The sequence below is a fragment of the Streptomyces sp. NPDC031340 genome, assembly GCF_055569945.1.
In genome coordinates this window covers 58,601-83,627 of the sequence record NZ_JBVIIE010000042.1, presented here as the reverse complement: position 1 = coordinate 83,627, position 25,027 = coordinate 58,601, and the positions used below count along the sequence as shown (strand labels likewise).

At 74.5% G+C, this 25,027-nt stretch carries 11 protein-coding genes; 3 read left to right on the top strand and 8 right to left on the bottom strand.

Annotated elements, in window-relative coordinates:
• Positions 1 to 400: 400 nt before the first annotated feature.
• Complete coding sequence (locus ACZ5GT_RS28520; protein ID WP_469031786.1) at positions 401 to 1,426, top strand: DMT family protein; 1,026 nt, start codon at positions 401 to 403, stop codon at positions 1,424 to 1,426.
• On the opposite strand, the gene ACZ5GT_RS28515 is transcribed toward ACZ5GT_RS28520, so the two are convergent.
• The 7 genes from ACZ5GT_RS28515 to ACZ5GT_RS28485 all read right to left on the bottom strand — a co-directional run bounded on the left by ACZ5GT_RS28515 (position 1,321) and on the right by ACZ5GT_RS28485 (position 22,347).
• Positions 1,321 to 2,007: a TetR/AcrR family transcriptional regulator gene (locus ACZ5GT_RS28515; protein ID WP_469031785.1), complete on the bottom strand. Its 687-nt coding sequence runs from the start codon at positions 2,005 to 2,007 to the stop codon at positions 1,321 to 1,323. The genes ACZ5GT_RS28520 and ACZ5GT_RS28515 overlap by 106 nt on opposite strands.
• Positions 2,008 to 2,292: 285 nt before the next feature.
• Positions 2,293 to 4,521, bottom strand: coding sequence for an NAD(P)/FAD-dependent oxidoreductase (locus ACZ5GT_RS28510; protein ID WP_469031784.1), 2,229 nt, complete (start codon positions 4,519 to 4,521; stop codon positions 2,293 to 2,295).
• A 20-nt stretch (positions 4,522 to 4,541) separates the two neighbouring features.
• Complete coding sequence (locus tag ACZ5GT_RS28505; RefSeq protein ID WP_469031783.1) at positions 4,542 to 6,209, bottom strand: NAD(P)/FAD-dependent oxidoreductase; 1,668 nt, start codon at positions 6,207 to 6,209, stop codon at positions 4,542 to 4,544.
• 84 nt (positions 6,210 to 6,293) lie between these two features.
• A complete protein-coding gene (locus ACZ5GT_RS28500; protein WP_469031782.1) occupies positions 6,294 to 11,675 on the bottom strand; it encodes a beta-ketoacyl synthase N-terminal-like domain-containing protein in 5,382 nt (1,793 codons plus the stop codon).
• On the bottom strand, positions 11,672 to 20,428 hold the full coding sequence (locus tag ACZ5GT_RS28495; protein WP_469031781.1) for a type I polyketide synthase: 8,757 nt from the start codon (positions 20,426 to 20,428) through the stop codon (positions 11,672 to 11,674). Before ACZ5GT_RS28495 ends, ACZ5GT_RS28500 begins: the two co-directional genes overlap by 4 nt.
• A 215-nt stretch (positions 20,429 to 20,643) precedes the next feature.
• Complete coding sequence (locus ACZ5GT_RS28490) at positions 20,644 to 22,008, bottom strand: NAD(P)/FAD-dependent oxidoreductase (protein WP_469031780.1); 1,365 nt, start codon at positions 22,006 to 22,008, stop codon at positions 20,644 to 20,646.
• 81 nt (positions 22,009 to 22,089) lie between these two features.
• Positions 22,090 to 22,347 (bottom strand): acyl carrier protein, encoded by a 258-nt coding sequence (locus ACZ5GT_RS28485; RefSeq protein WP_324784728.1) that lies wholly within the window; start codon positions 22,345 to 22,347, stop codon positions 22,090 to 22,092.
• 162 nt (positions 22,348 to 22,509) lie between these two features.
• Between ACZ5GT_RS28485 and ACZ5GT_RS28480 the strand changes: the two genes are divergently transcribed.
• Together ACZ5GT_RS28480 and ACZ5GT_RS28475 are read left to right on the top strand one after the other, a co-directional pair.
• A complete protein-coding gene (locus ACZ5GT_RS28480; RefSeq protein WP_469031779.1) occupies positions 22,510 to 23,544 on the top strand; it encodes a 4'-phosphopantetheinyl transferase family protein in 1,035 nt (344 codons plus the stop codon).
• Positions 23,535 to 24,335 (top strand): thioesterase II family protein, encoded by an 801-nt coding sequence (locus tag ACZ5GT_RS28475; protein WP_469031778.1) that lies wholly within the window; start codon positions 23,535 to 23,537, stop codon positions 24,333 to 24,335. Before ACZ5GT_RS28480 ends, ACZ5GT_RS28475 begins: the two co-directional genes overlap by 10 nt.
• A 109-nt stretch (positions 24,336 to 24,444) precedes the next feature.
• Here ACZ5GT_RS28475 and ACZ5GT_RS28470 read toward each other — a convergent pair whose 3' ends face one another.
• Positions 24,445 to 25,026 (bottom strand): flavin reductase family protein, encoded by a 582-nt coding sequence (locus tag ACZ5GT_RS28470; RefSeq protein WP_469031777.1) that lies wholly within the window; start codon positions 25,024 to 25,026, stop codon positions 24,445 to 24,447.
• Position 25,027: the final 1 nt, after the last annotated feature.

The window sequence follows — 25,027 nt, the reverse complement described above, 5'->3', positions numbered from 1 at the left end:
TTTGCTTTTTCTTCCCTGTTGTTGCCCGCTCTCCCAAGGTCCCGGCGGGGGAATCCCGCCGCCGCGCGGGAATATGCGGAAGCGACTACCCGGGGGGGGGGGGGGGGGACCCCCCCCCCCCCCCCCCCGGAACCCCCGTGCGTCCGGGCCGGGGCGCCGCCCGACGGCGGCACCCCGGCCCGTCGCCTTCTCCCGCTACCGCCGTCTCCCGCGCGGCGACCCACTGCCGCTGCCTTCCGCGCGGCGACCGCTACCGCCTCCCGGGCGGCGACCCGCTGATGCCGTCTTCCGTGCGGCGGCCCGCTACCGCCGTCTCCCGTGCGGAGACCTGCTACCGCCGCCTTCCGTGCGGCGGCCCGCTGATGCCGCCTCCGTGCGGCGATCCGCTGATGCCGCCTCCGTGCGGCGAAAGGACATCGCTGACACCGTGTGGACGGTTCTCGCGCTCGGTACGGCCTCGGCCCTGGTGTACGCGGCCGCGGCCGTCGCGCAGCGGTCGACGGCCGCGCGGTCCGGCGCGGCGGGCGGCCGGAGCCTCGGCCGCTCGCCCGCGTGGTGGGCCGCCGTCCTGCTCAACGCGCTCGGCGCGCTGCTGCACACCGCGGCCCTGCGCTACGGCTCCCTGGTGGCCGTGCAGATGCTGGGGGTGCTCACCCTGGTCGCGGCGCCGCTGCTGTCGGTCCCGGTGCTGCGGCACCGGATGACCTCCGAACAGTGGTCGGGCACGGCGGCGACCGTGGCCGGCGTCGTCGGGCTGCTGATGCTGGTCCCCTCGGCGGGCGTCAGCCGTCCGCTGGAGGGGCGGGAGGCGCTGGGCGTCGGGGCGCTGGCCGCCGTGGCCCTCGGCGTCCTGACGGTGGCGGCCCTCGCCGCGCGCCGGGCGGCGGTCAGCAGTCTGGCGTACGCGGCCGCCGCCGGTGTCGCGTTCGGCGCGGCCTCCGCGCTGGCCCAGACCGCCGTCCTCGAGGTGACCGGACGGGGGACGGGGGCGCCGGGTACGGCCGTCCTGCTCGCCGTCGGCGTGGTCTGCCTGGCGCCCGGCGGGCTCCTGCTGTGCCAGCGCGCCTACCGCACCGGCCTGGAGGCGCCGCTGGCCACGGTCACCCTGGTCAACCCGGTGTTCGCGGTCGTCGTCGGAGTCCTCGTCCTCGGCGACCGCTGCGCCGCGGGCACGGCCACCGCGCTGGCCGGAGCCGCCGCCGCGCTGGTGGCCGGGCGGGGAGTCTTCGTCCTGGCGCGGGCGGAGGGCGCCGCGACGCGGGCCTCCGGGACCGCCGCCGGGGCGGACGGGCGTGCCGGACGGGCCGTTGCCGCCGGCGGCTACTCCTGCGCCAGGCGGTCGAAGTGGACCTGGATGGCCGGCGCGAGCCAGTCCATCAGCTCCTCGAAGTCCAGTGAGGCGAGCGGCTCCACCGCGAGCACGTAGCGCAGCATCACCAGACCCGCCAGCTGCGCGGAGACCAGCGAGGTGAACGCCGGTGCGCGGTCGTACCGTTCGGGGACGAACCGGCTCAGGCAGGCCTCGAAGGACGACTCGATCTGGTCCCGGAAGGTCCTGGCCGTCGCCTCGTCCGACAGGCTGGTGCGGTAGACGGCGACCAGCGCGGGCCGGGTCGCCTCGTCCTCCCAGAAGGAGAGGAACGCGCGCGCGACCCACTCGCCGCGGCTCTGCAGGCCCGCCTGCACCTCGTCGTCGGTCAGGGAGTCGAAGAGGGCGGACATGTCGAGGCGCGAGGAGACCGCGTCCTGGAACAGGCCGTCCTTGTTGTTGAAGAAGTGGTGGATGAGCGCCGGGTCGACCCGGGCCTGCTGGGCGATGCCGCGCATCGTGGTGCCCGAGTAGCCCTTGTCCGCGAAGAGTTCGAGAGCGGCGGCGAGGATCTGGTTCCTGGTGCCGCTCTGACCCGGCCGCCGGCCTCCGCCCCGGGTGGGGCGGCCCGCGCGGGGGGTGGCGCCGCGACGGCTGCCGGTGCTGTTCGGGCAGGGGCTCCCGGCTCCGTTACTCATTGCCCCTCCGTTAATTCATGGGATGTGGAAATCAACGTTACCAGCATTCCACATGCGGTGACTCCCCGGTAGGGAGCATTCCGTTGGCCGTGCGCCGTGTCCAGCCACGCCGGACGCGCCGGTGGGCGGGCTGGCCGGAACCGGCAGTCGCCGTCCGCACACGAGGCGCACCGCGCCGCCACCGGACGCCCGCATACGAAGCCGCCGTTCCGCTCTCCGCCCGCCCGGCGGGCACGGAACGGCGGCTCGCGGCCGGGTGCCGTCAGGAGACGCCCGGCCGGCCGGTCACCGCTCGACGCTGGGGGAAACGGTGGCCCCCGGCGTGAGCACCCGCCGGACCATGTGCGGGGCCCGGCGCTTGGCCCACAGCAGGGTCTTGATCCGCTTGAGGGGAGTGAAGTTGTAGTAGCGGTCGGTCGGATCGCCGAAGCCGAACAGCGGCGGCACGAACGAGGCCTGACGCAATTGGCCGAAGATCCGCTCGGCCGCGGCGCCCGCGTCCATCCGGTTGTCGGCGACCTGGCGCACCAGCCGGTCCATGTCGTCGAACAGCGCGACGAAACCGGGATACACCGGGAACCACAGCCCCGCGCCCCGCTGCTTGCCCAGCTCCCGCCACTGTCCGGGATGACCGGCCCACGCCAGGGCGTCGTTGCGGGCCCGCTTCAGGGACAGTGCGGCGAACATCGAGTGCAGCAGCCACACCCGGCAGAAGGCGTTCCACAGCCGGAAGTCCGTGGTGGCCGCGAGCGCCGTGCCCAGCAGCCGCTCGCTGTGCTCGATCAGGGCCGCCTGGAAGGACTCCAGGGCCGTGAACCGCGCCACCGACCAGTCGTCCTCGGCCGCCGCCGCCATGATGTGCGCCGCCGCCTCGTGCACGAGTTCCGCGGTCAGCGTGACGTCCCGGGAGAGCGTGAAGTCGCAGCGTACGGCGGAGCGGTCGAGGACGACGAAGCCGGGGCCCGCCGCCGCGGTCGCCGCGTACTGCCACGGCTCCGCGCTCGTCCACGGGCGCACCGTGGTCGCCTTCTCGAACTGCCAGGCCAGATCCGGGAACTGACGGACCAGCTCCTGGAAGTCCTCCTCCGGGGACGCCGAACCCTGCGGCCACAGCTTGGTGTCCAGACTGACCGCCACACTGGTCAGCGCGTCGTCCGCGTCCCGCTCGGAGCCGAACGGCACCAGCTGGATCCACCCCCCGGGGAAGACCACCTGGGTCGTGCCGCCCGTCCACGCCGTGCCGCCGGGGCCCGGGTCCACCCGCCGCTCCAGCGGGCGCACGCCCCGCAGGTGCGCGGTGAGCACCCGAGAGGAGTGGCGCAGCGGACGCAGCGCCGGCTCCGGCCCCAGACGGGCCAGCATCGGGGCGTCCGGCCCGGACACGTCGACCACGAACTCGGCGGCCACGCTGCTGCCGTCGGCCAGTTCGATCGTGAAGTCGCCCGCCTCGCCCCGCACGTCCTTCAGCGCGGGACGGCCCTGCGGCGCCTTCGCCCCGTGGCCGACGGCGACACGGTGCACCCAGGCGTCCACCTCCGGGCGGTACAGGTGCGACTCGCCGTGCTCGCTGGGCACGTTGAACTGCAGCTTCTGGTGCGGGCGGACGCGGGCGCCGGGGCGGGCGTAGACGAAGCCGATGCTCGACTTCAGCCCGGATCCGGCGCGCACCGACGCGGGCAGCTGCCCGAAGTGGCCGAGCGCCGCGAGCTCCGGTACGCCGTAGCGGCGCGCGAGCAGTTCGAACACCTCCGCGGTGTACGGGACCGTCGTCTCGCCCGCCGGGATCGAGGCGTCGTGCGCCGAGTCCACCAGGACCACGTCGAGGCCGGCGCGGGCCAGGATCGCGGCGAGCATGCCGCCGCCCAGATGCGCGCCGAGCACGGCGACCTTGTGGCGGGACGCGGGTGCCGCCGCGACGGCGGCCCGAGCCTCCTCCGCCGCCGCGGCCACGATCCGCGACGACCCGTCCACCACGGCGTCGCCCGCGGCACGGTCGCCTCCGGCGCGGACGGATACGGCGCGGTCGGCCCCGGCCAGGGCGCCCCCGGCAGGGGCGTCCCCGGCCAGGTTGCCTCTGGTCCGGGCGTCCCCGGCCAGGTCGCCTCCGGCCCGGGCGCTCCCGGCCAGGTCGCCTCCGGCCCGGGCGCCTCCGGCCAGGTCGCCTCCGGTCCGGGTGGCTGCGAGCTGGACGCTCGCCGTCCGGATGTCCTCCGGCCAGGTGTCGTCCGGTTCGTCGGGGAGGGCGGACTCGGCGGCGCCCACTGCCTCGGCGCCCTCCAGCCAGCCGCTGTCCCGGGCCGCGTCCGCCGCCGTTCCGGGCGTCGTCCGCCCGCCCTTGCCGTCTGCCGGGCCGGCCGTGCTCCTGTCGTCCGCCGGGCGGGCCGGGCGGCGCGCCCGGACGTCCTTCGGGGTCGCGGCCGGCCGCGACCGGCGGCCGCGCGTACCCGGGTTGTCCGTCGCTCTGTCCGTCGCTCTGTTTTTCGTCGGCCTCGGCGCCTCTTCGTCCTTGGGCATGGTGCTCTCCTCCTTCGCCCTCAGGCGCTCTTGTGGAATCGGGAGCGCAGGAAGCCGCCCAGCGCGCTGGCCACGACGGGTCCGGTGTCGGGAGCCGCCGGGCCGCGCCTGGCCCAGTGCATGGTGCGCAGCATCCGCGGCGGGTTGGGGTTGTAGAACCGGTTGGCCGGGTCGTGCAGGCCGAACGGCGGCGGGGCGTAGGCGTCGTCCTGCAGCAGGTCGAACAGCTCGCCGGTGGCCCGGTCCGGCGTCATCAGGCCGGCCTCGACGTCCCGGCAGGCCGACCAGGCCGCGTCGGTGATCTTGTTGAAGCCGACGCTGGCCGGGAAGAGGGCGCCCGGGTGCGGCTGGGCCTCCAGCTCCCGCCAGATCATGTGGTCGCCGGTGCGCTGGAAACGGGTCAGCGCGTCCTGGGCGTTGAGGGTGCCGAGCACCGTGCCCAGGGCCCACATGCGAAACGTCGCGTTCCACATGCCGTAGTCGCGGAACGACGTGAAGGAGGACCCGACGACGTCGTCGTGGGCCCGCACCAGGCCCTGCTGAAGGGTCTCGACGTGGGCGAAGCGCTCCGCGGAGAAATCGTCGTCCCGGGCGGCCTCGATGAGCCGCCAGGCCAGCGAGTTCACCACGTCGGTGGTGTTGGTCAGGCCGCGCGAGTACAGCGCGTCGACGAACCCGGCCGCGTGCGAGGTGAGGCAGAAGCGGTCGCCGACGATTCTCTTCGACGAGTACTGCAGCCGGCCCGTGGACACCCACGGGCGGGCCGCCGTCGCGTTCTTGAACTGCGGGGCGATGGCCGGGAAACGCTCCAGGAACCGGGCGAACTCCTGCTCGGGCGGGGTGTCCGTCTTCGGGTGGCGGCGCGGGTCCAGCGTGAGGCCGACGCTGCACAGCCGGTTGGTGGCGCCCTTGTGGTTGTCGAAGGGGATCACCCACAGCCAGCCGCCGTCGAAGATGTGGTGCAGCGTGCCCTCGTGCCAGGGGCTGGGGTTGTCGTGCCCCCGGGCGGCCGGGCAGTCGTCGTAGGGGCGCACCCCGATCATGTGGGTGAAGAGGGTGCGCGAGTGGGTGCGCTGCTGCGGGACCTCGTCGCGCAGGCCGAACTTGCGGGCCAGCGGCGAGTTGTGCCCGCCGGCGTCCACGATGTAACGGGCGCGGACGTCCGGCCCGTTGTCCACCGCGAGCGTGACGCCGGAGCCGTCGATGGCGACGTCGGTGACCCGGGTGGCCAGCCGGCCCGTGGTGCCGTAGCGCAGCGCCACGTTGTACATGTAGGCGTCGACGTCCTGGCGGAACATGTGCGACTCGGTGGACAGGGCCACCGGGATCACGAACTGGTTGATCTCGTGCGGGTCCTGCTTCTGGCCCTCGCGGTGGTACACGAAGCCGAAGTTGCGCTTCTGCCCGGAGTTGGAGGACACCTTGGAGCGCATCGTGGAGAAGTGGCTCAGGTGGGCGATCTCCGGCACCCGGTAGCGGGCGGCGAGGATGCGCAGCATCACCGAGGTGTAGGGGATCGTGGACTCGCCCACCGCGAACCGGGGGTGCGTCCCCGCGTCGATCAGCACGGTCTTCACGCCGTTGCGGGACAGGATGGCGGCCAGGACGGACCCGGCGATGCCGGCGCCCAGAATGGCGACGTCATGGTCCGCCCTGCCGGACGGATGGGACGCGGGCAGTGGCTGCATGATGCTCGTTCCTCCAGTGGTCGAGGCGGATTGCTGGGTCCGGGCCCGTCTTCCTTCAACACCCCGGAAGACGGGCCCCGGCGGTCACGCCCGGGCTGCCGGTGTCTTCCGGCCGGCCGGGTACCGCTGTTCGACCAGCTCCAGGAGATGGGCGCCCCAGTGGATGCCCGGGCAGGCGAAGAAGTCGCGGCTGTTGATCTCCAGGCGCAGGTCGTCCCGGCAGCGGCTGATGAGCTCCATGACCATCAGGCTGTCCAGACCCATGTCGGCGAGGCGCGTGTCCTCGGTGAGGGTGTCCAGCTCCATGCGCAGGATCGCGGAGAGCTGTACCCGGATGTACTCGTTGAGCTCGGCGAGCCGGTCGGCATGGTCGAGCCCGATCAACTTCGCCGTCAGCGGGCCCAGTTCGGGATCGGTCCCCCCGGCCTGAGCGGGCGCGCTGCGTATCTCGCTGAGGATCGGCCGTTCCCGGCGAGCCTCCATCAGGTCCCGGAACAGCGCCCAGTCCGCCGAGCACACCGTGCGGTGCGCCACGCCGTCGGCGATGGCCTCGCCGAGCAGCTCCAGCGCGTGCTCCGGATCGAGCTGCACCAGCCCGATGGAGCGCAGGAACGCCATCACCGAGTCGTCCGCGAGCCCCGACCGGGCGCCCCACGGCCCCCAGCTGACGGTCGTGGCGGCCAGGCCCCGCAGCTTGCGGTGGTGCGCGAAGGAGTCGAGGAAGGCGTTTGCCGCCGCGTAGCCCGCCAGGTGCTGCGAGCCCCACACCGAGGCGATCGAGGAGAACGACACGAACAGGTCCAGGTCCTGGTCGACGGTCGCGTTGTGCAGCGCCCAGGTGCCGTCCGCCTTGGGACGCAGGCAGCGGTCGTACGTCTCGGGGTCGCTCTCCCGCAGGAACTGCGGCTCCGACAGGCCGGCCGCGTGCACCACACCGCGCAACGGGCGCCCCGCCAGGCCGAGTTGATCGGTCAGAGAGCGCAGGGCCGTCTCGTCGCACACATCGATCGCCTCGATCCGCACGTCCGCGCCCTGGGCCTCGATCCGCCGCACCCCGGCGATCTTCGCGCCGGTCGCGTCGTCGAGGTCCGGCGCGTCCCAGCGCGACCGGTCCGGCAGTCCGGTGCGGCCGATGAGCACGACCGTGCCCGCGCCGGACCGGGCGAGCCACTCGCCGACCAGCAGGCCCAGGCTGCCGAGGCCGCCGGTGACGAGATAGCTGCCGAGGTCGCTCAGGCGCGGCGGGACCGGCTCCTCCGCCTGCGGCACCGCCACCAGACGCGGCACCAGCAGCTCCTCGCCGCGCCGCGCCGTGAGGTCCTCCACCGTCTCGGTGGCCAGCAGCTCGGCGATCTGCTCCGCCTCGTCGGCGCCGCCCGCCGGGTCCAGGTCCAGCAGACCGCCCCACAGCTCGGGGTGCTCCAGCGCGGTCACCTTGCCCAGACCCCACAACGGGCCCGCCGGCACGCACAGTTCGCGCTGCCCGGTGCCCGTCCACTGGGCGCCCCGGGTCACCGCCCAGATCCGGGTCCCCGTCTCCGCCTCGGCCAGCGTCCGGGCCACCGCCAGGAAGACGTGCTCGACGCTCTCCCGGGCCTGGCGCACCGAACCGGAGTCGAAGCCGGACAGCGGCAGATCGAGCCCGCCGAGCAGGACCACGTGCTGGTACGCCCCGTTCGCCCGCAGCGCCCGTACGGCAGCCTCGGCGGTGGAGTCGGTGCGGGTGACGTCGGCGCCGCGCAGCACCAGCCGCTCGGTGACCGCCCGGGCGGCCGTCTCACCGCCGAGCAGCAGCACCCGCTCGCCGCGCAGGCCGCGCTGCGTGAACCGGGCCGCGTCGGCGGGCCGCCACACCTCCTGCCACACCGTGTCCTCGTGCGCTCCGCGGGCCGGTTCCGGCGCGGCGGGCGCGGCCTGCGGGCGCAGCTGCACGTCCCGCATCGCGATCAGTACGCTGCCGTCGGCGCCCAGGATCTCCAGGCCGCCGCGCAGCTCGCCGTCGCCCGCGGACGGGGCCAGCCAGCCGTGCACGTAGCGGCGGGTGCCCGAGGGGACCGCCGTGGGCTGCGGCTCGCCCGGCTCGGGGGCGTGCTCCGACTGGCGCAGCAGGCCCAGCGTCACGTCCAGCAGGGCCCCCCGGGGCAGCCGCTCCGCCGCCTGGCTGACCTCCGCGAGGACCTCGCCCGGACCCTGGTACACCTCGCCCACGACGGCCTCGGCCCAGCCCGGCACGGTGATCGTGTCCCGGCCGACCGGCACGCAGCGGGCGCGGATGGCCGCGAGGTCGCCGCCGGCGTCGGCGGGCGGGCGGCGCACCAGCACACCGCGGGCGTGCAGCCGCCAACTGCCGCTCTCCGCGGACTCCACGCCCTGCCGCGAGAAGCACAGGAACAGCGAGCGTCCCTCGTCGTCCTGCGGCAGCACGTACACGCGGATCTTCGCCGGCCGGTGCTCGGGGTCGAGCAGCAGCGGCTCGCCCACCACGAATCGGTCCACCAGCCTCGGCTGCGCGCCGGGCAGCTTCGCCGCGCCGGCCAGCGCCCAGTTGCAGAACCCGCCCGCCGACACCTGACGGCGGCCGTCCTGGCCGGTCTGCACGAACACCTCGTCGAGCTGGTCGAGCCGGGGGGAGAAGGTGGGCGGCCCGGACAGCATGTGCCCCTCGAAGAGTGCGCCGGGCGCGTCGTCGGCGGTCAGCAGGGCTGGGTCGGCGGCTGGGTCACCGTCGTTGAACCAGTACCGCTCACGCTGCCACGGGTAGCTGGGCAGCGAGGTGCGGCGCGGCCGCTCGGCGGCGTGCACGGCCTGCCAGTCGACGGCCACGCCGCGGTGGTGCAGCGTGCCGAGGGCCTGGCCGACGATGTGCCCGTCCTCCCGGTCCTTGCGCAGCGACGGGATCCAGGCGACCCCGTCCTCGGGCAGGCAGCGGGCGCCCAGGCCCAGCAGCACCGGGGCGGGGCCGAGCTCCAGGAAGGTGCGGCAGCCGGTCTCGTACAGCCGGGTCACGCCCTGGTAGAAGCGCACCGGCGCCAGCACGTGCTCCGACCAGTAGGCCGGCCGCAACTGGTCGGGGCCCCACTCGCGGCCCGTCACGTTGGAGATGACCGGGTACTTGGGCTGGTTGTAGGCCAGGGTCTCGGTGACGGCCCGGAACTCCTCGAGCATCGGCGCCATCAGCGGCGAGTGGAAGGCGTGCGACACCTTCAGCGGGCGGTGCTTGACCCCGCGCGCGGCGAGCAGCTCCACCACCCGGGAGACCTCCTCCGCGGGGCCGGACAGCACCACGTCGGTGGGCCCGTTCACGGCGGCGAGCGTCGTGCCCGGCACCGGCCCGGCCTCCGCGATCGCCGCGCGCACCGTCTCCTCGTCGCACACCAGGGTCTCCATCACCCCGCCCGAGGGCAGCGCCTCCATCAGCCGGGCCCGCGCGGTGACCAGCCTCGCCGCGTCCTTCAGCGAGTGCACCCCCGCCACGCAGGCCGCGGTGATCTCACCCAGGGAGTGCCCGATCAGCGCGCTCGGCCGCACGCCCCACGCCTCCCACATCCGGGCCAGCGCGTACTCCACCGCGAACAGCGCGGGCTGCGTGAAGCCCGTGCGGTCGATGCGCCCGTCGGCCGCGTCACCGGCGAGCACCGGGCCGAGCGGCTCGTCGAGGTGCTCGTCGAGCGCCGCGACGCACTCCGCCAGGGCCTCCGCGAACACCGGCTCCGTCGCCGCGAGGCGGGCGGCCATCCCGGCGTACTGGGAGCCCTGCCCGGTGAACATCCAGCCCACCCGGCGTGCCTTGGCGCCCGCAGGGCCGTGCGCGATCGCCTGCTCGGCCCGCTCCCCGGCGGCGAACGCGGCCAGTCCCGCGGCGAGTTCGTCGCGGTCGCCGGTGACGCTGAGCCCGTGCTTCATGCGGGCGCGCCCGATGTGGGTCGAGTAGCAGATGTCCGACAGGGCGCGCGCGTCGGCCGACCGCACCGGCGCCTCGTACGCCCGCGCCATCTCCCGCAGCGCCTCGGGGCTGTTGGCGCTCAGCGTGAGCAGACCCACCTCGCGCGGCGCGCCCTCGCGGGGCGCGGGCCGGGGCGCCTCGCCGAGCACCGCGTGCGCGTTGGTGCCGCTCGCGCCGAAGCTGGACACGCCGGCCAGCCGGGGGCCCTGCGGCCACGGGGTGTCCTCGGTGGTCACCCGTACGTTCAGCAGGTCCCAGGGGATCTGCGGGTTGGGGTCGTTCAGGTGCAGGTGCCTGGGCAGCTTCTCGTGCTGCAGGGCCAGCACCACCTTCAGCATGCCCGCCGCGCCCGCGGCCGGCTCCAGGTGGCCGATGTTCGTCTTCACCGAGCCGACCAGCAGCGGACGGTCGGCCGGGCGGCCCACACTGGTGATCGCGTTCAGCGCCTGCAGCTCGATCGGATCGCCGAGCTGGGTGCCGGTGCCGTGCGCCTCGACGTAGGACAGCTGCTCGGCGGAGATCTCGGCGTTCTTCAGCGCCGAGCTGATCACGTTCTGCTGCGCCGCCGGGTTGGGCACCGTCAGCCCGCTGCTGCGCCCGTCGTGCTCGGTCGCCACCCCGCGCACCACCGCCAGGACCCGGTCGCCGTCCGCCTCCGCGTCCGCGAGCCGCTTCAACACGAACAGCGCGCCGCCCTCGCCGCGCGCGTACCCGTCCGCCGAGGAGTCGAAGGTCTTGCAGCGGCCGTCGGGCGACAGCGCCCGCAACTTGCTGACCAGCACGAAGCCGTACGGCGACAGCATCAGGTTCACCCCGCCGACCAGCGCCATGTCGCAGGCCCGCGAGCGCAGGCTGAGCACCGCCTGCTCCAGCGCCACCAGCGAGGAGGAGCACGCCGTGTCGATGACCATGCTGGGGCCCTGGAAGCCGAACGTGTACGACACCCGGCCCGCCAGGAAGCTCGGCTCGCCGATCAGCTGGTAGGCGTCGACGTCCGCGAGCGCGCCCTTCTGCTGCCGCATCCGCACGTAGTCACTGGTGCTGGCGCCCAGGAACACGCCGACCCGGCTGCCCTCCAGCTCGGCGGGCGGCAGGCAGGCGTTCTCCATGGCCTCCCAGGCGAGTTCCAGCACCAGCCGCTGCTGCGGGTCCATGCCCGCCGCCTCGCGCGGTGAGATGCCGAAGACGGTGGGGTCGAAGGTGTCCACCGGCCCTTCGAGGAAGTTGCCGGCCAGCGTGTAGGCGGTCCCCGGGTGATCGGGGTCGGGATGGTAGAAACCGGCGACGGAGTGCCGCTCCTCGGGGAACTGCGCCGTCAGGGAACGGCCGTCGGTGAGCGACTGCCAGAACTCCTCGGGACTCGCGCCGCCCGGCAGCCGGCAGGACATGCCGATCACCGCGAGCGGCTGCGGCCGTTGCAGCTCCTGAACCCGGGCGCGCAGAGTGCGGATGGTGCCGAGGGAGTCCTTCAGCCGGCCGCGCAGGACGTCCTGGCTGGGCTGCTCGGCGGGGCTCTTCGTCATCGGTTCTCCTCAAACCCGAAGTTCTGCGAGTCGGAGATCTCCGCCTCCAACTGGCGTAGCAGTTCGTCGTCGTCGAGCTCGTCGAGGTCGGAGGCGTCGGCGGCGCCCTCCGCCGCCGACGGCTCGGCCGCGGGGTCGTGCGGGCCGCCGCCGTCCGCGGCGTCGGCCGGATAACCGAGGCGTTCCAGCAGGTGCGCGGTCAGCGCCAGGGCGGTGGGGTGCTCGAAGGCGACCGTCGAGGACAGCTCCACATCCAGCTCCCGGGACAGCCTGAGGCGCAGCGTCAGCGACATCACCGAGTCCATGCCGAGGTCGAAGAAGCCCTGGTCGGCGCGGAGTTCGTCCTCCGACAGGCCGAGCACCGCCGCGACCTGCCCGCACACCCAGTCCAGCGTCCGGTCCCGGCGCTGGTCCGGGTCGAGCGCGTCGAGCCCGGCCACGAAACCGGTGCCGTCCTCCCGCCGCCCCGACCCCAGCACCTCGGCGAACAGCCGCCGGTGCGGGGCGTCGGCGAGCGCCGCGCGGAACTGCTCCCAGTCCACGTCGGCGACCGCCCAGTGCACCGAGTCCTCCCCGGCCAGCAGGTCGAGCGCGGCGATCAGGTCCTCCTCCCGCAGCGGGCCGATGCCGCTGGTCTTCAGCAGTAAAGTCGTCCGTTCGTCGAGGAGTTCGCTGCCCGCCAGGGGCATCAGCTCCAGGTGGGTGACCGGCAGGCCGGTCGCCCGGCGGCGCGCCGCCAGCGCCCGCAGCGCCCAGTCCGACGGCGCCGAGGCGCCGGTGACCGCGCCGCCCCAGGTGCCCGGCACCGAGCCCAGCAGGACGAACAGGCCCACCGGGTCCTTCGCGGTCAGCCGGTGCAGCAGCTCGGCGGTCCCGCCCCGGTTCAGCTCGGCCCGTAGCAGCGCCTCCGTCGTCTCCTCCAGCGGCACGGCGGCCCCCGGCGAGCCGGCGCACACCACCGACGCGATCCCGCACTCCGCGCGCAACTCCTCCACCAGCGAGGACAGTTCACCGCGTGAGCCGTGCGTGGCGACGGTGCGGACCTCGGCGCCCGCGGCACGCCAGGCGGCGATCCGGTCGGCGGGCGTGGCACGCGCCGCGTCCGCCGGGTCCGTGTCCACCAGGACGATCCGCCGGGCACCGGCGCCCACCAGCCAGTCCACCGCGCACGGCGCCAGCGCGCCGCCTCCGCCGGTCACCAGGTGCCAGCGGTCCGCGGACAGCGGCCCGCGCTCGGCGGGCCGCGGCGCGACGCCGCGCACCAGGGAGCCGACCAGCACCGCGGAATGCTCGACGCGGACGTGCTCGTCGCCGGGCACGCCCAGCATCCGGGTCACCAGCACGCGCAGTTCCTCGGCGCTGCCGTGCGTCAGGTCGACATGGCCGCCCCACGCGTCGGGGCGGGTCATCGCCAGCGTCCGGCCGAGGCCGGCGTGCGCGCCCTGGTTGCCGTCGGGGTAGCCGGCGTGGCCGGTCGGCAGCAGCGCGTGCCGGGTGACCAGCCACAGCCGGGGCGCGGGACCCTCGGCGTCGGCGAGGGCCGCGGTCAGCGCGACCGTGGCCGGCCAGCCGTCCGGGCGCGAGTCGAGGTCCTCCAGCGGCCACAGGTCGCAGATGCCGGTGGTCGGCGAGTTGGCGTGCACGGCGAGCAGGGTCCGCCAGGCGTCCCGGTCGGCCGGGTCCAGGGCGAGGTCGTGCGGATCGGCGGACGGCGGCGCGGCCTGCGAGCGCACCCGGCGCACCTCGCACCCGGCCGCCCTCAGCTGCTCCGCCACCGCTCCGGCCAGGTGCTCGGTGTCGCCGCACACCAGCCAGCGCGTCGCGGGCGGCGTTGCGGCGTCCTGCTCGGCACCGGCCGGGCGCTGCCCCGCCGGGGTCCACACCATCCGGTACAGCAGGCTCTCCAGCCGGTCGCGGCCGGCGTCCGCGGGCACCGGCGACGCGGCGGCGGCCGGCCGCAGCCCGGTCAGCTCCAGCACCGTCCGGCCCGCGGCGTCCAGCACCGTCACGTCCGCCTCCGCCGGCCCGTCGGCCGCCCGGCGCACCGGCCCGCGGCGCAGTCGTACGGTGCCGTCGACGGCCGCCTTCACCCGCACCGAGCCGATCGCCGCGACTCCGTCCGCCGGCGCGTCGGCGATCAGGTGCAGGGCCAGGCGCAGCAGTTCGGCGGGCAGCCGGTGCCGGGCGGCCGCGTCGGGCACCCGGACGGTGACCTCCGCGCAGCCCCGTCCGCTGCCCGCCGACTCCACGCCGAACGCCGGGAACGCCTCGGCGAGCGTGGCCCGCAGCGGCTCGTCGTCGGCGAGCGGCGCCGGATCGGCGGCGGGCGCGGCGAAGTCCTCCGGCAGGCCCATCGCCGCGGTCAGCGCCGGTTCGGCGGGCGCGTCCTCGGCGAGGCAGTGCAGCACCAGCGTGCCCTGCCGGGTGTCGGCGACCGCCTGCAGCTCCGCCCGGCTCTCGCCGTCCGTGCGCGGCGGCGTGCCGAACCGCACCCCGTTCAGCGCCGGCGCGGCCGGTCCGGTGGCGGCGGCCGTGCCGAGCGCGGCCTCCAGCAGGGCGGCCGCCGACACCGCCGTACGGGGTCCCTCGCCGGTCGTCTGCCAGGGGCTGCGGGTGCCGTCGACGCTCACCGGGACGAGCGCGGTCCACGGCGCGTGGGCCGGCCGGACCGGGGTGCCGACCAGGCTGCCCGAACCGCCCGTGCGGTCCGCCGGCAGGTCCGGCAGGCGGTGCTCCTTGCGCTGCCACGGGTACAGGGGAAGGTCCACCACGCGGCGGCCGTCTCCCGCGAACGCGGCCCAGTCGACCGGCACGCCGTGCGCGTGCAGCGCGCCGAAGGTGGTGAGCAGCGCGCCCACCTCGTCCTCGTCGCGGACCAGCGAGGGCAGCGCCAGCGGGCGACCGGCCCCGGCCGCGGCGAGGGACTCCTCGGTGCCGGACACCAGCACCGGGTGCGGGGAGATCTCGACGAACACCCGCTCCTCGGCGTCCTCCACCGCGCTCACCGCGTCCTGGAAGAGGACGGTGTCGCGCAGGTTGCGGCCCCAGTACTCGGCGGTCAGGTCGAGCCCGGACACCTCGCCGCCGGCCACCGCCGAGTACACCGGCACGCGGGCCTCGGACGGCGTCAGGTGCGCCAGCCCGGACACCAGCCGCTCGCGCAGCGGGTCCATCAGCGGGGAGTGCGGCGCCACCGGCACCTTCACCCGCCGCACGAACACGTTCGCCTCGGTCAGCTCCTCGGTCAGCTCCTCCAGCGCGTCGAGGGCGCCGGCGACGACCGTGGTGCGCGGGCCGTTGACGGTGGCGATGCCCAGCTTGTCCTCGTACAGCACCAGGTAGGGGGCGAGTTCCTCGCGGCTCAGCCCCACCACGACCGAGCCGCCGGTGCCGACCAGGGTGTCCAGCAGCCGCGAGCGCAGGCACAGCACCTCCGCGGCCTGCGCCAGCGTCAGAGCCCCGGCCGCCCAGGCGGCGGCGACCTCGCCCATGCTGTGGCCGACGACCGCCGCCGGCTCCACGCCCCAGCTGCGCCACAGCTCCACCAGGCCGACCTGCACGGCGAAGATCAGCTCCTGCGGGATGCCCTGGTCGAAGGGCCGGCTGTCCGGCTCGCCGCGCAGCGAGGCCAGCGGCGACCAGGCGATCCACTTGCGCATCTCCTCCTCGCACGCCAGCACCGCGTCCCGGAACACCGGCTCGCTGACGAGGAGCCGGCGGCCCATGCCGGCCCACTGGGAGCCGAAGCCGGAGAAGACGAACACGCAGGAGCGGACGGTGTCGGCGGTGCCGGTGAGCACGCCGGGGTGCTCGCCGCCCTTGGCCAGGGCGCGCAGCGCCGAGCGGACCGAGACCAGGTCCCGGCCCACCGCGACGGCCCGGTGCTCCAGGTGGCTGCGGCGCGCTCCCGCGGTGTACGCGAGGTCGGCCAGGACGTCCGTGTCGGCCGACTCCAGCAGGTCGAGGTACTGCCGGGCGGCGGCGGGCAGCGCGGACTCCTGCGCCGTCGACAGGGGCAGCGCGAAGCGGTCCGCGGGCCGGTCCGTCTCCGGCGCGCGGCCCCCGGAGCGCCCGGTCTCCGGTGCGACGGGCGGCTCGGCGACGACGATGTGCGCGTTGGTGCCGGTGAAGCCGAAGGAGCTGACGCCCGCGATGCGGCGCCGGTCCGGCTCGGGCCAGCTCTCGCCGCCCTCGGCGATCGCCAGTCCCATCTCCTCCCAGCGCACTTGGGACGTCGGGCGGGTGGTGACACCGACGTGCGGCGGGATCTGACCGTGGTGCACCGCGAGGACGGCCTTGATCAGGCCCGCCATGCCCGCGGACGCCTCCAGGTGCCCGATGTTGGGCTTGGCCGAACCGACCAGCAGCGGCGCGCCGTCGGCGCCTTCGGGCCTGAGCGACTGGGCGAGCGCCCGCAGCTCGATCGGGTCGCCGAGCGGGGTGCCGGTGCCGTGCGCCTCCGCGTAACCGACCTCGCGACCGCTCAACCCGGCCTGGTCCAGGGCCTGTTCGATCAGCGCACGCTGCGCGGTGCCGTTGGGCACGGTCAGTCCGCTGCTCGCGCCGTCCTGGTTGACCGCGCTGCCGGGCAGCACGGCGTAGACGCGGTCGCCGTCGGCCAGGGCCTGCGACAGCCGCTTCAGCACGACCGCTCCGGAACCCTCGCCGCGCAGGTAGCCGTCGGCCGCGTCGTCGAAGGTGCGGCACTGCCCGGAGGGCGACAGGGCGCCGCCGGCCGACACCGAGACGGGGATGACCGGGCTGAGGATCACGTTGACGCCGCCGGCCACCGCGAGGTCGCTCTCCCCGGAGCGCAGGCTCTGGATCGCCAGGTGCACCGCGGTCAGCGAGGACGAGCAGGCGGTGTCCACCGCCATGCTGGGACCGGTCAGGCCCAGGAAGTACGACAGCCGTCCGGCCGCCCCGGCGAAGGAGTTGCCGGTGCCGTAGTACAGGTCGACGTCCTGCAGCCGGCCCGCCACCTGCTGGGAGTGGTCGGAGCTGTTCATCCCGACGAAGACGCCGGTCGCCGAGCCGCGCAGCCGGTCCCGGGTGGCGCCCGCGTCCTCCAGCGCCTCGTAGGCGACCTCCAGGAACAGCCGGTGCTGCGGGTCGAGGCTGCGCGCCTCGCGGGGGGAGACCCGGAAGAAGGCCGCGTCGAAGCCGCGGACGTCGTCGAGGTAGCCGCCGCGCAGCGAGGTGATGGTGCCGGGCGTCCAGGCGCCGTCGGACAGGAACGCCTGACCGTCCCAGCGGTCCGGCGGCACGTCCCGGATGACGACGCGGCCGTCGCGCAGCAGTTGCCAGTAGTCGCCGACGGTGGGGCTGCCGGGGAAGCGGCAGCTCATGCCCACGACGGCGATCGGGTCGTCGGCGGGGGAGGCCGGAGCGGCGGCCGCGGCGGGTTCGGCCGGCTGCTGCTCGGCCGGTGTGTCCACGCCGGTCCGCGCCGCTTCGCCCGGCCCGGCGGCCGCTGCCTCACGCTGTGCCACCAGCGGCAGCAGGTGGTCGACCAGTTCGTCCAGGCAAGGCCGCTCGAACGGGGTGGACAGCGGGATGTCCAGGCCCAGCTCCATGCCGAGCCGGTCCACGAACTCCACGATGGTCAGCGAGTCCAGGCCGAGGTCGGCGAAGCCGCGCCGGGGCGGGATGCGCCGGCCCGGGTCCTGGCCGAGCACCGAGGCCAGCACCTCGGTGGTGCGGCGCATCAGGCCGCGGCGCTGCCGGTCGGTCCCGCCGGCCGGGCCGCTGCCCGGCGCGGTACCGCCGGGGGCCGTGGCGCCGCCCTCTCGCGGTGCGGTGATGTCCGCCGCCGCCCCGCTCCGCCTCCTCGCGGAAGCGGCGGCGGACGAATCGACTTCCCGGCCGGACCCGTCGGGGGTGGGGGCCGCGGCCGGGGAGTCACCGGCGGAGGGGGGGAGCTCCGCCGGGGTCGTGAGGTCGGGGACGGGCAGGTCGCCGGTGAGCGCCTCGCCCGGGGCGCCGCCGCCGAGGTCGAGCCGGCGCGCCGGACCCAGCGGGTTGCCCGACTCGTCGATCAGCTGCACCGCGAGCTGCGCGGGGCGCGCCACCGCGTCCGGCACGGCGCCCGGCGCGTACTGCGTGCCCGGTGTCACCTCCGGCAGCCAGAACGACTCGTGCTGCCAGGGGTGCCGGGGCAGGTCCGTCGGCCTGCCGGGCAGCAGGCCGTCCCAGCGGACGTCCGCGCCCGCGCAGTGCAGTTCGGCGAGCGCGGCGAGCAGGGTGGCGGGCCCGTCCGCGTCGCGGCGCAGCGAGCCGACCGCGACGCCCGGGCGGCGCAGCGCGGTCAGGCCGTCGCCGATCGGGCGGACCAGGGTGGGGTGCGGGCCGATCTCGACGAAGTCGGCGCCCTGGTTGGCGATCAGGTTCTTCACCGCCGGCCAGAAGCGCACCGGGCTGAGGACGTTGGCCGCCCAGTAGTCCGCGTCCAGCACGGCGGGCGGCGCGTCGGGGAAGACGGTGGAGACGAACGCCTCCGGGCGCGGGCTCGGTGTCAGGCCGTCCAGCTCCGCCCGCAGTCGCTCGGCGAAGGGCGCCATCGCCGGGCTGTGGAAGGCGTAGTCGCCGGGGACGAAGCGGGCCGAGACGTTCCGCTCGCGCAGCAGCGCCGCGATGGCCCTCAGATCCTCCTCCGACCCGGCCAGCACGGTGGCCGACGGCCCGTTGACGGTGGCGACGGTGACCACGCGGCCGGTGCCGGCGGCGGTGGCCACCGCCTCCTCCTCGGGCAGCGCCACCGCGAGCATCCGCCCGGTTCCGGCGGCCGCGGCCATGATCCGGCCGCGCCGCACGGCGAGGCCGAGCGCCGCGGGCAGGTCGAGGGCGCCGGTGAAGCAGGCGGCGGAGATCTCGCCGAGGCTGTGGCCGATCACGTCCGTCGGCTCCACACCCCGCGCCCGCCACACCTCCGCAAGCGCCAACTGCAGTGCTACGACAACGGGTTGGGCCAGCTCGGTGTCGGCGAGACGGTCGCCGCCGAGCAGCTCGCGCAGCCCCGGCAGCCCGGCGGCGCGCAGCACCTCGTCGCTGCGCTCCAGCGAGGCGGCGGCCACCGGCTCCCGGTCCCACAGGTCCAGGCCCATGCCGCGCCACTGCGAGCCCTGGCCGGAGAAGACGAAGACGGTACGGTGCCGGCGGCGCGGCTCGGCGGTGCCGGTGACGGTGCGCTCGTCCGGCTCGCCCTCGGCGAGCTCCCGCAGCGAGGCGCGCAGCTGCGCGGCGTCGGCGGCGATCACGGTGGCGCGTGCCTCGTGGTGGGTGCGCCGTACGGCCGCGGTGTGCAGCACGTCCGGCAGCGGGCGGTCGCCGTCCAGCGCCTCGGCGAGATCGCGGGCCCGCTCCCGCAGCGCCTGCTCGGTGGAACCGGACAGCAACAGCACGGCCGGCGACGGCTCCTGATGCCCCGTCACCGGCTGCGGCTCCTCGGCCGGGGCGGACAGCAGCAGGTGCGCGTTGGTGCCGCTGAGCCCGAAGGCGCTCACCCCGTACAGCGTCTCCTCGCCCGCGCCGTCGACCGGGACGGCCTCGGGGGAGATGGTCAGCGGGCCGTCGTTCCAGGGGATGGCCGGGTTGGGGGTGCCCAGGTGCAGCTGCGGCGGGACCAGGCGGTGCCGGGCGGTCAGTACGGTCTTGATGAGCGCGGCGACACCGGCCGCCGCGTCCGTGTGCCCGAAGTTGGCCTTGTGCGAGCCGATGTGCAGCGGGTGCTCGCGGCCCGGTCCGAACACCTGCTGCAGCGCGTATGCCTCGATCGGGTCGCCGAGCGGGGTGCCGGTGCCGTGCGCCTCGACGAAGGCGACCTGCTCCGGCCGGGCGTCGGCGCGGGTGAGCGCGTCCCGCAGCAGGGACTCCTGCGCGGAGGCGTTGGGCACCGTGAGGCCGGCGCTGCGGCCGTCGTGGTTGAAGGCGCTGCCGCGGATCACGGCGAGCACCCGGTCGCCGTCGGCGAGGGCGTCGTCGAGCCGCTTCAGTACGACGACACCGCAGCCCTCGCCCCGGACGATGCCGTCCGCCGCGGCCGAGAACGGCTTGCAGCGGCCGGTGGGGGACAGGGCCTGCACCTTGCTCATGAAGATGGACAGCTCGGGGGTGGCCAGCACGTTGACGCCGCCGGCCAGCGCGGTGTCGGCCTCGCCGCTGGCCAGGGAGCGGCAGGCAAGGTGCACGGCGACCAGGGACGAGGAGCAGGCGGTGTTCACGGCGAGCGCCGGCCCGTGCAGCCCCAGGGTGTAGGCGACCCGGCCGGGCGCGAAGCTGAACTCCTTGCCGCTGGCGTAGTAGGGGTCGATGGCCTTCACACCGCGCGTCTTGGAGTGCAGCAGCGTGTAGTCCATGCCGAGCATGCCGAAGAACACGCCGGTCCTCGATCCGGACAGGCGCGGTTTGGTCAGGCCCGCGTGTTCCAGGGCCTCCCAGGAGACCTCGAGCAGCAGCCGCTGCTGCGGGTCCATCTCGCGGGCCTCGCGGAAGGAGATGCCGAAGAAGTCCGCGTCGAAGCGGTCGAGCCCGGGCAGGACACCGGCCCAGCGGCAGTAGCCGGTGCCGGGGGCCGAGCCGTCCTCGCTGATGTACTCCGGTCCCCAGCGCTCGGGCGGTATCTCCCCGATGACATCGACGCCGTCGCGCAGGACGCGCCAGAAGGACTCGGGGTCGACCACCCCGCCCGGGTAACGGCACCCGATGCCGACGAGAGCGATGGCCGGGTCGGAGCTGGTTCCGTTGCGGGCGGGCATGGATCCCCCTTGTCAGGAGCGACGATCGGGTGGGTGGTGCCTGGATGGGGCTGGTGGTGCCTTCAGGGAGGTGCCTTGACGGAGATGCCTTGATATGGAGATGCCTTGAATGGAGGTGCATCGAGGGAGGCGCCTCGAGGGAGGTGCGCGAGCGGCCGGGCCGTGGGGCGTGCCTGGACCCCACGGCCCGGCAGCGGCCGACTGGGTTCTGTCGCCTAGAACTTGGCCGCGGCGGAGGGCGCCTTGAGCTTGCCCAGGTACTTGTGCCACAGGTGGGTCGGGTCGTTCTCCACCGCCTCGACGATCTCCCGCATCGCCGCGAGGGCCTTGGGCTCGCCGTCGTACACGTCGCCCTGGAGCATCTTCAGGACATCCAGGCGGTAGCGCGGGTCCTGGACGAACGCCGTGAAGAGGATGTTCAGGCGGTAGTAGATCGAGATGAACTCGTACCAGTTGCTCACCGCGCTGCGCAGCGTCTTCACGTAGGTGTCGAAGCGCTCCTTGCGGAAGTCGCCGGCCTCGTGGGCGGCGATGATGTCCGCCGCGGCCAGCCGGGCGCTGTTGAGCGCCACGCTCACGCCGCTGGAGAAGATCGGGTCGACGAACCGGGCCGCGTCGCCGATCATCACGAGCGAGTCGTCGGCGATCTTCGTCAGGGCGTAGCTGTAGTCGCCCTCGGACTTGAACTGCTTGACCTGGCGGGCGTTCTGCAGGGCCTCCTTGAGCGCCGGGCGGCTGCCGACGGTGTCCCAGAAGAAGGTCTCCAGGTCGTTCTTGGCGGCCTTGAAGCGGGCCTTCTGCGTCACGACGCCTATGGAGGTGATGGTGTCGGTGATCGGGATCTGCCAGACCCAGGTGTCCTCGAGCGGCAGGAAGTGGATGAAGATGTAGTCGGCCTGGTCCTTGTTGACCGCGAGGGCCTTGCGGTCGAAGTCGTCGAACCAGGTGTGCACCGCGTACTGGTTGAAGACCGGGTCCGGCTCCTTGCACTTGAGCTGGGCGCCCATCATGGTGCGGCGGCCGCTGGCGTCGACCACCATGCGGACGGGCACGCCGATCGCCTGGTTGCCCACCTTGGCCTCGAGGACCGGCCGGTCGCGGTCGGAGAAGTCGACGCGGTTGACGCGGACGCCGTGGTACACCTTCGCGCCCAGGCTCTCCGCGTTCTGCAGCAGGATCTGGTCGAACTTGCCGCGGTCCACGTGGAAGGTGTGGTCCCGGTCGACGCCGTTCTGGTCCCGCTCGCTGAAGAGGACCTCGGCGGAGCGGAAGTCGTGGTCCAGCCCGGTGAAGCCGTTGTGGGGGATGTCCCGGTCCTCCGCGGACGTCCAGGCGGCGCCGTACTTCTTGGGGAAGCCCGCGGCCTCCACCTTCTCCATCGCTCCGGTCTCGATGAGCACCGGGGTGGTGGCCGGCACGAGGGACTCGCCGACGTGCTCGCGCGGAAAGGTCTCCGATTCGAAGACCACCACGGACAGGCCCGCCTTGGCGAGGTACGCGGCCGCCGTGGCACCGGCCGGACCGCCGCCGATGATGCCGATGTCGTAGTCGTAGCCGTTGTTCTCGGATGCCTCGGACAACGTGATCTCCTGTCGTGATGTGGTGTCGGGCGCGTTCCGTGGCGGCCGCTCAGGTCGCGTGCCGGCCGTGCGCACGCGGGGTCAGCGGAGGGTCAGCACCAGGTCGGTGATGCTGTCCAGGTTCTGGAAGTTGCCGCCGGTCAGCTCGGTCGGCGGGATGTTGGTCCCCAGCTCGTCACGGATGAACGTGAGCAGCTGAGCCGTGTTCATCGAGGTGAGGATCCCCCACTCCAGCAGGGGGGTGTCCGCGGCCAGGCCCTGCGAGTCGGGCTCGGAGAGCAGCCGTTCCTGGACGAACTCGGTGAGCTGGGAGAGCAGTTCTTCGCGGTCACTGGCCACGCCGTGCCTCCTTGAGACGCGTTGAGAAGTGGTGCCGGCGAGAAGCTCAACACTCGTAGATTTCAACGCCTGATGATGTCATTTCCTGATGAACTCTACTAGTGTTGAGTTCCGCGTCAAGGGGCCGGCCATGACCGGCCGAACGAGGGGGTTGGAGGCCCGATGAACCGAGCACGGTACGGTCCGCCGCCAGGTGAGACGCACGTCTGGGTGGTCCCCGAACCCGGCCCCGGGCCCCGGCGGGAGGCGCTGCTGCGGCGCTGCGCCGGGCTGCTGGCGCCCGAGGAACGGCGCCGCTTCGGCCGGGTCGTCCCCTCCGCCCGCACGCTGTACGCCTGCTCGCACGCCGCGCTGCGGGCGGTCACGGCGCTGTACTCGGGCCGCGGCCCCGACCGCGTCGCCTTCGTCCGGGGGAAGTTCGGCAAGCCCTACGTCAGCGGCGACCCCGGGCTGCGGGTCAGCCTGTCCCACACCGGCGGCCTGGCGCTCGTCGCGGTGAGCCGGGACGGCCCCGTCGGCGTCGACGTGGAACGCGTCACGCCGCTGCGCGACCCGGCCGGCCTGCGCCGCCAGATCCTCTCCCCGTGGGAGGACCTGCGCTGTCCCGGCAGCGCCGAAGACCCGCCGCACGGCGCCCTGTTCACGCACTGGACGTGCAAGGAGGCGGTCCTGAAGGCGCTGGGCACCGGCCTGGCCGGCGACCTCACGGCGGTGTGGGTCGCGCCGGGCGAGCGCCGCGGCGGCCCGGTGCGCGTCCACCGCGCCCCCGGTGATCCCCGGCGCGCCTGGCGGCTGTGGCTGCTCGACGCGGGCCCCGGATTCCGCGCGGCGGTCGCCGTGGCGGGCGGCGGCGACGTGGTACGGGTCCTCGGCCGCCTCCCCGGCCACGACGACGAGCTCCTCACGGCGGCCGCCCCCGGAGACGCCGGCCGGCCCGCCCCGGCGCCGCCGGACATCCGCACCCTGGTCACGGCAGGAGCGGGCGTACGTCTGCTCGCCCCGTCCACGGCCGGTCTCCTCGCCCCGTCCACGGCCGGTCTCCTCGCCCCGTCCACGGCCGTTCACCTCGCCCCGGCCGCCGACGTTCACCTCGCCCCCTCCACGGCCGGTCACCTCGCTTCCTCCCCGCCCTCTCCCGCGTCGGCGCCTTCCGCGGCCGGCGTGGCTCAGCAGAAGGAGATCCCGTCATGCAGGTGAGCCCTCCCGGCACGGCCGCCGCCGTGCCACCCGCCGCATCCGCCGCATCCGCCGCATCCGCTGCATCCACCGCTCCCGCCGACGCGCCGGCGCTGTTGTGCCTGCCGTACGCCGGTGGGGCCGCGCAGGCCTTCACCGGACTGCGGACCGTCCTCTCCACGGCCGCCCGCACCGAGCTGCTCGAACTGCCCGGTCACGGGCGCCGGATGGCCGAGCCCGTGCGCGACGACTTCGCGGAGGTGCTGAGCGACCTGGTGCGCTCCTCCGCGCCGCACACCACCGGCCACTACCTCCTGCTCGGCTACAGCATGGGCGCCGCCTTCGCCTACGAACTGGCGCGTCACTGGAGCGCGTTGGGCCGGCCGCCGAGCGGTGTCGTGCTCGTCGGCCGCAACGGCCCCACCGCCCGGAAGACCTTCCCCGACATCCACCGGCTCGCCGCCCCGGCCTTCCTGGACGCGGTACGCCGGCTCGGCGGCACCCCGCCGCAGCTGTTCGAACGCCCCGAGCTGATCGAGCTGTTCGCGCCGGTGCTGCGCGCCGACTTCACCCTGTCGGAGACGTACGAGGCGCTGCCCGGACCCCCGCTCGGCTGCCCGCTGTGGGTGTGCGCCGGCACCGACGACCCGATGGTGGACGACGCGGGCCTGCGCGACTGGGAGAACCACGCCTCCGGCGACGTCCACGTCGAGTGGCTGCCGGGCGGCCACTTCCTGCTCGACGACCCGGCCTTCCACGCCTACGTCGGCGGCGTCCTGCGCGCGCTGCCGCGGCCGCACGCCCGGCGCTGAGACGGCCCCGCCCCACCCCCACGGGGGACACCGCAGCACCAGGGCGGACACCACGACGCCGCCGGCCTTCCCCGGGACGCAGGGGAAGGCCGGCGGCGTCGCGGGCTGCTCAGGCGGCCGGCTGGGCGGTCACCTCCGAGAACTGGGCCCGCCAGTAGGCCAGCGGCGTGTGCGTGGTGCTGACGTCGCCGTGCACCAGGCGCCCGATCAGGATCTGGTGGTCGCCCGCCAGATAGCTGCTGGTCAGGATGCACTCGGCGGTGGCCACGTTGGCGTCCAGTACCGGCGCGGCGATCCGTTTGCCCGGGGTCCAGGCCACGCTCGAGAACCGCTCGGGCACCGGAGAGGCGAACGTCCTGGCGGTCTCGGCCATCCCGGAGGACAGGAAGTTCACCGCGAAGACGGAACTCTCGTGGATGGCCTCCAGCGTGCCGCTGGGATGCTTCACGCACACCAGCAGCAGCGGCGGGGAGGCCGAGACGCTGCACACGGCGCTGCACGTCAGGCCGCGCGGTTCACCGTCGGACGTGATGCTGGTGACCACGCTGACGCCGGTGGGCAGCGACCCCATCACCGAACGGAAGGTGTGCAGGTCGACCTGGTCAGGCAGGGTAAGGGAGGAACGGAGTTGTTCGGGCATCTGTAGATCCTCGTCGTCGGTGAGGCCCAGGAAGGCCAGGGCCGCGGACATC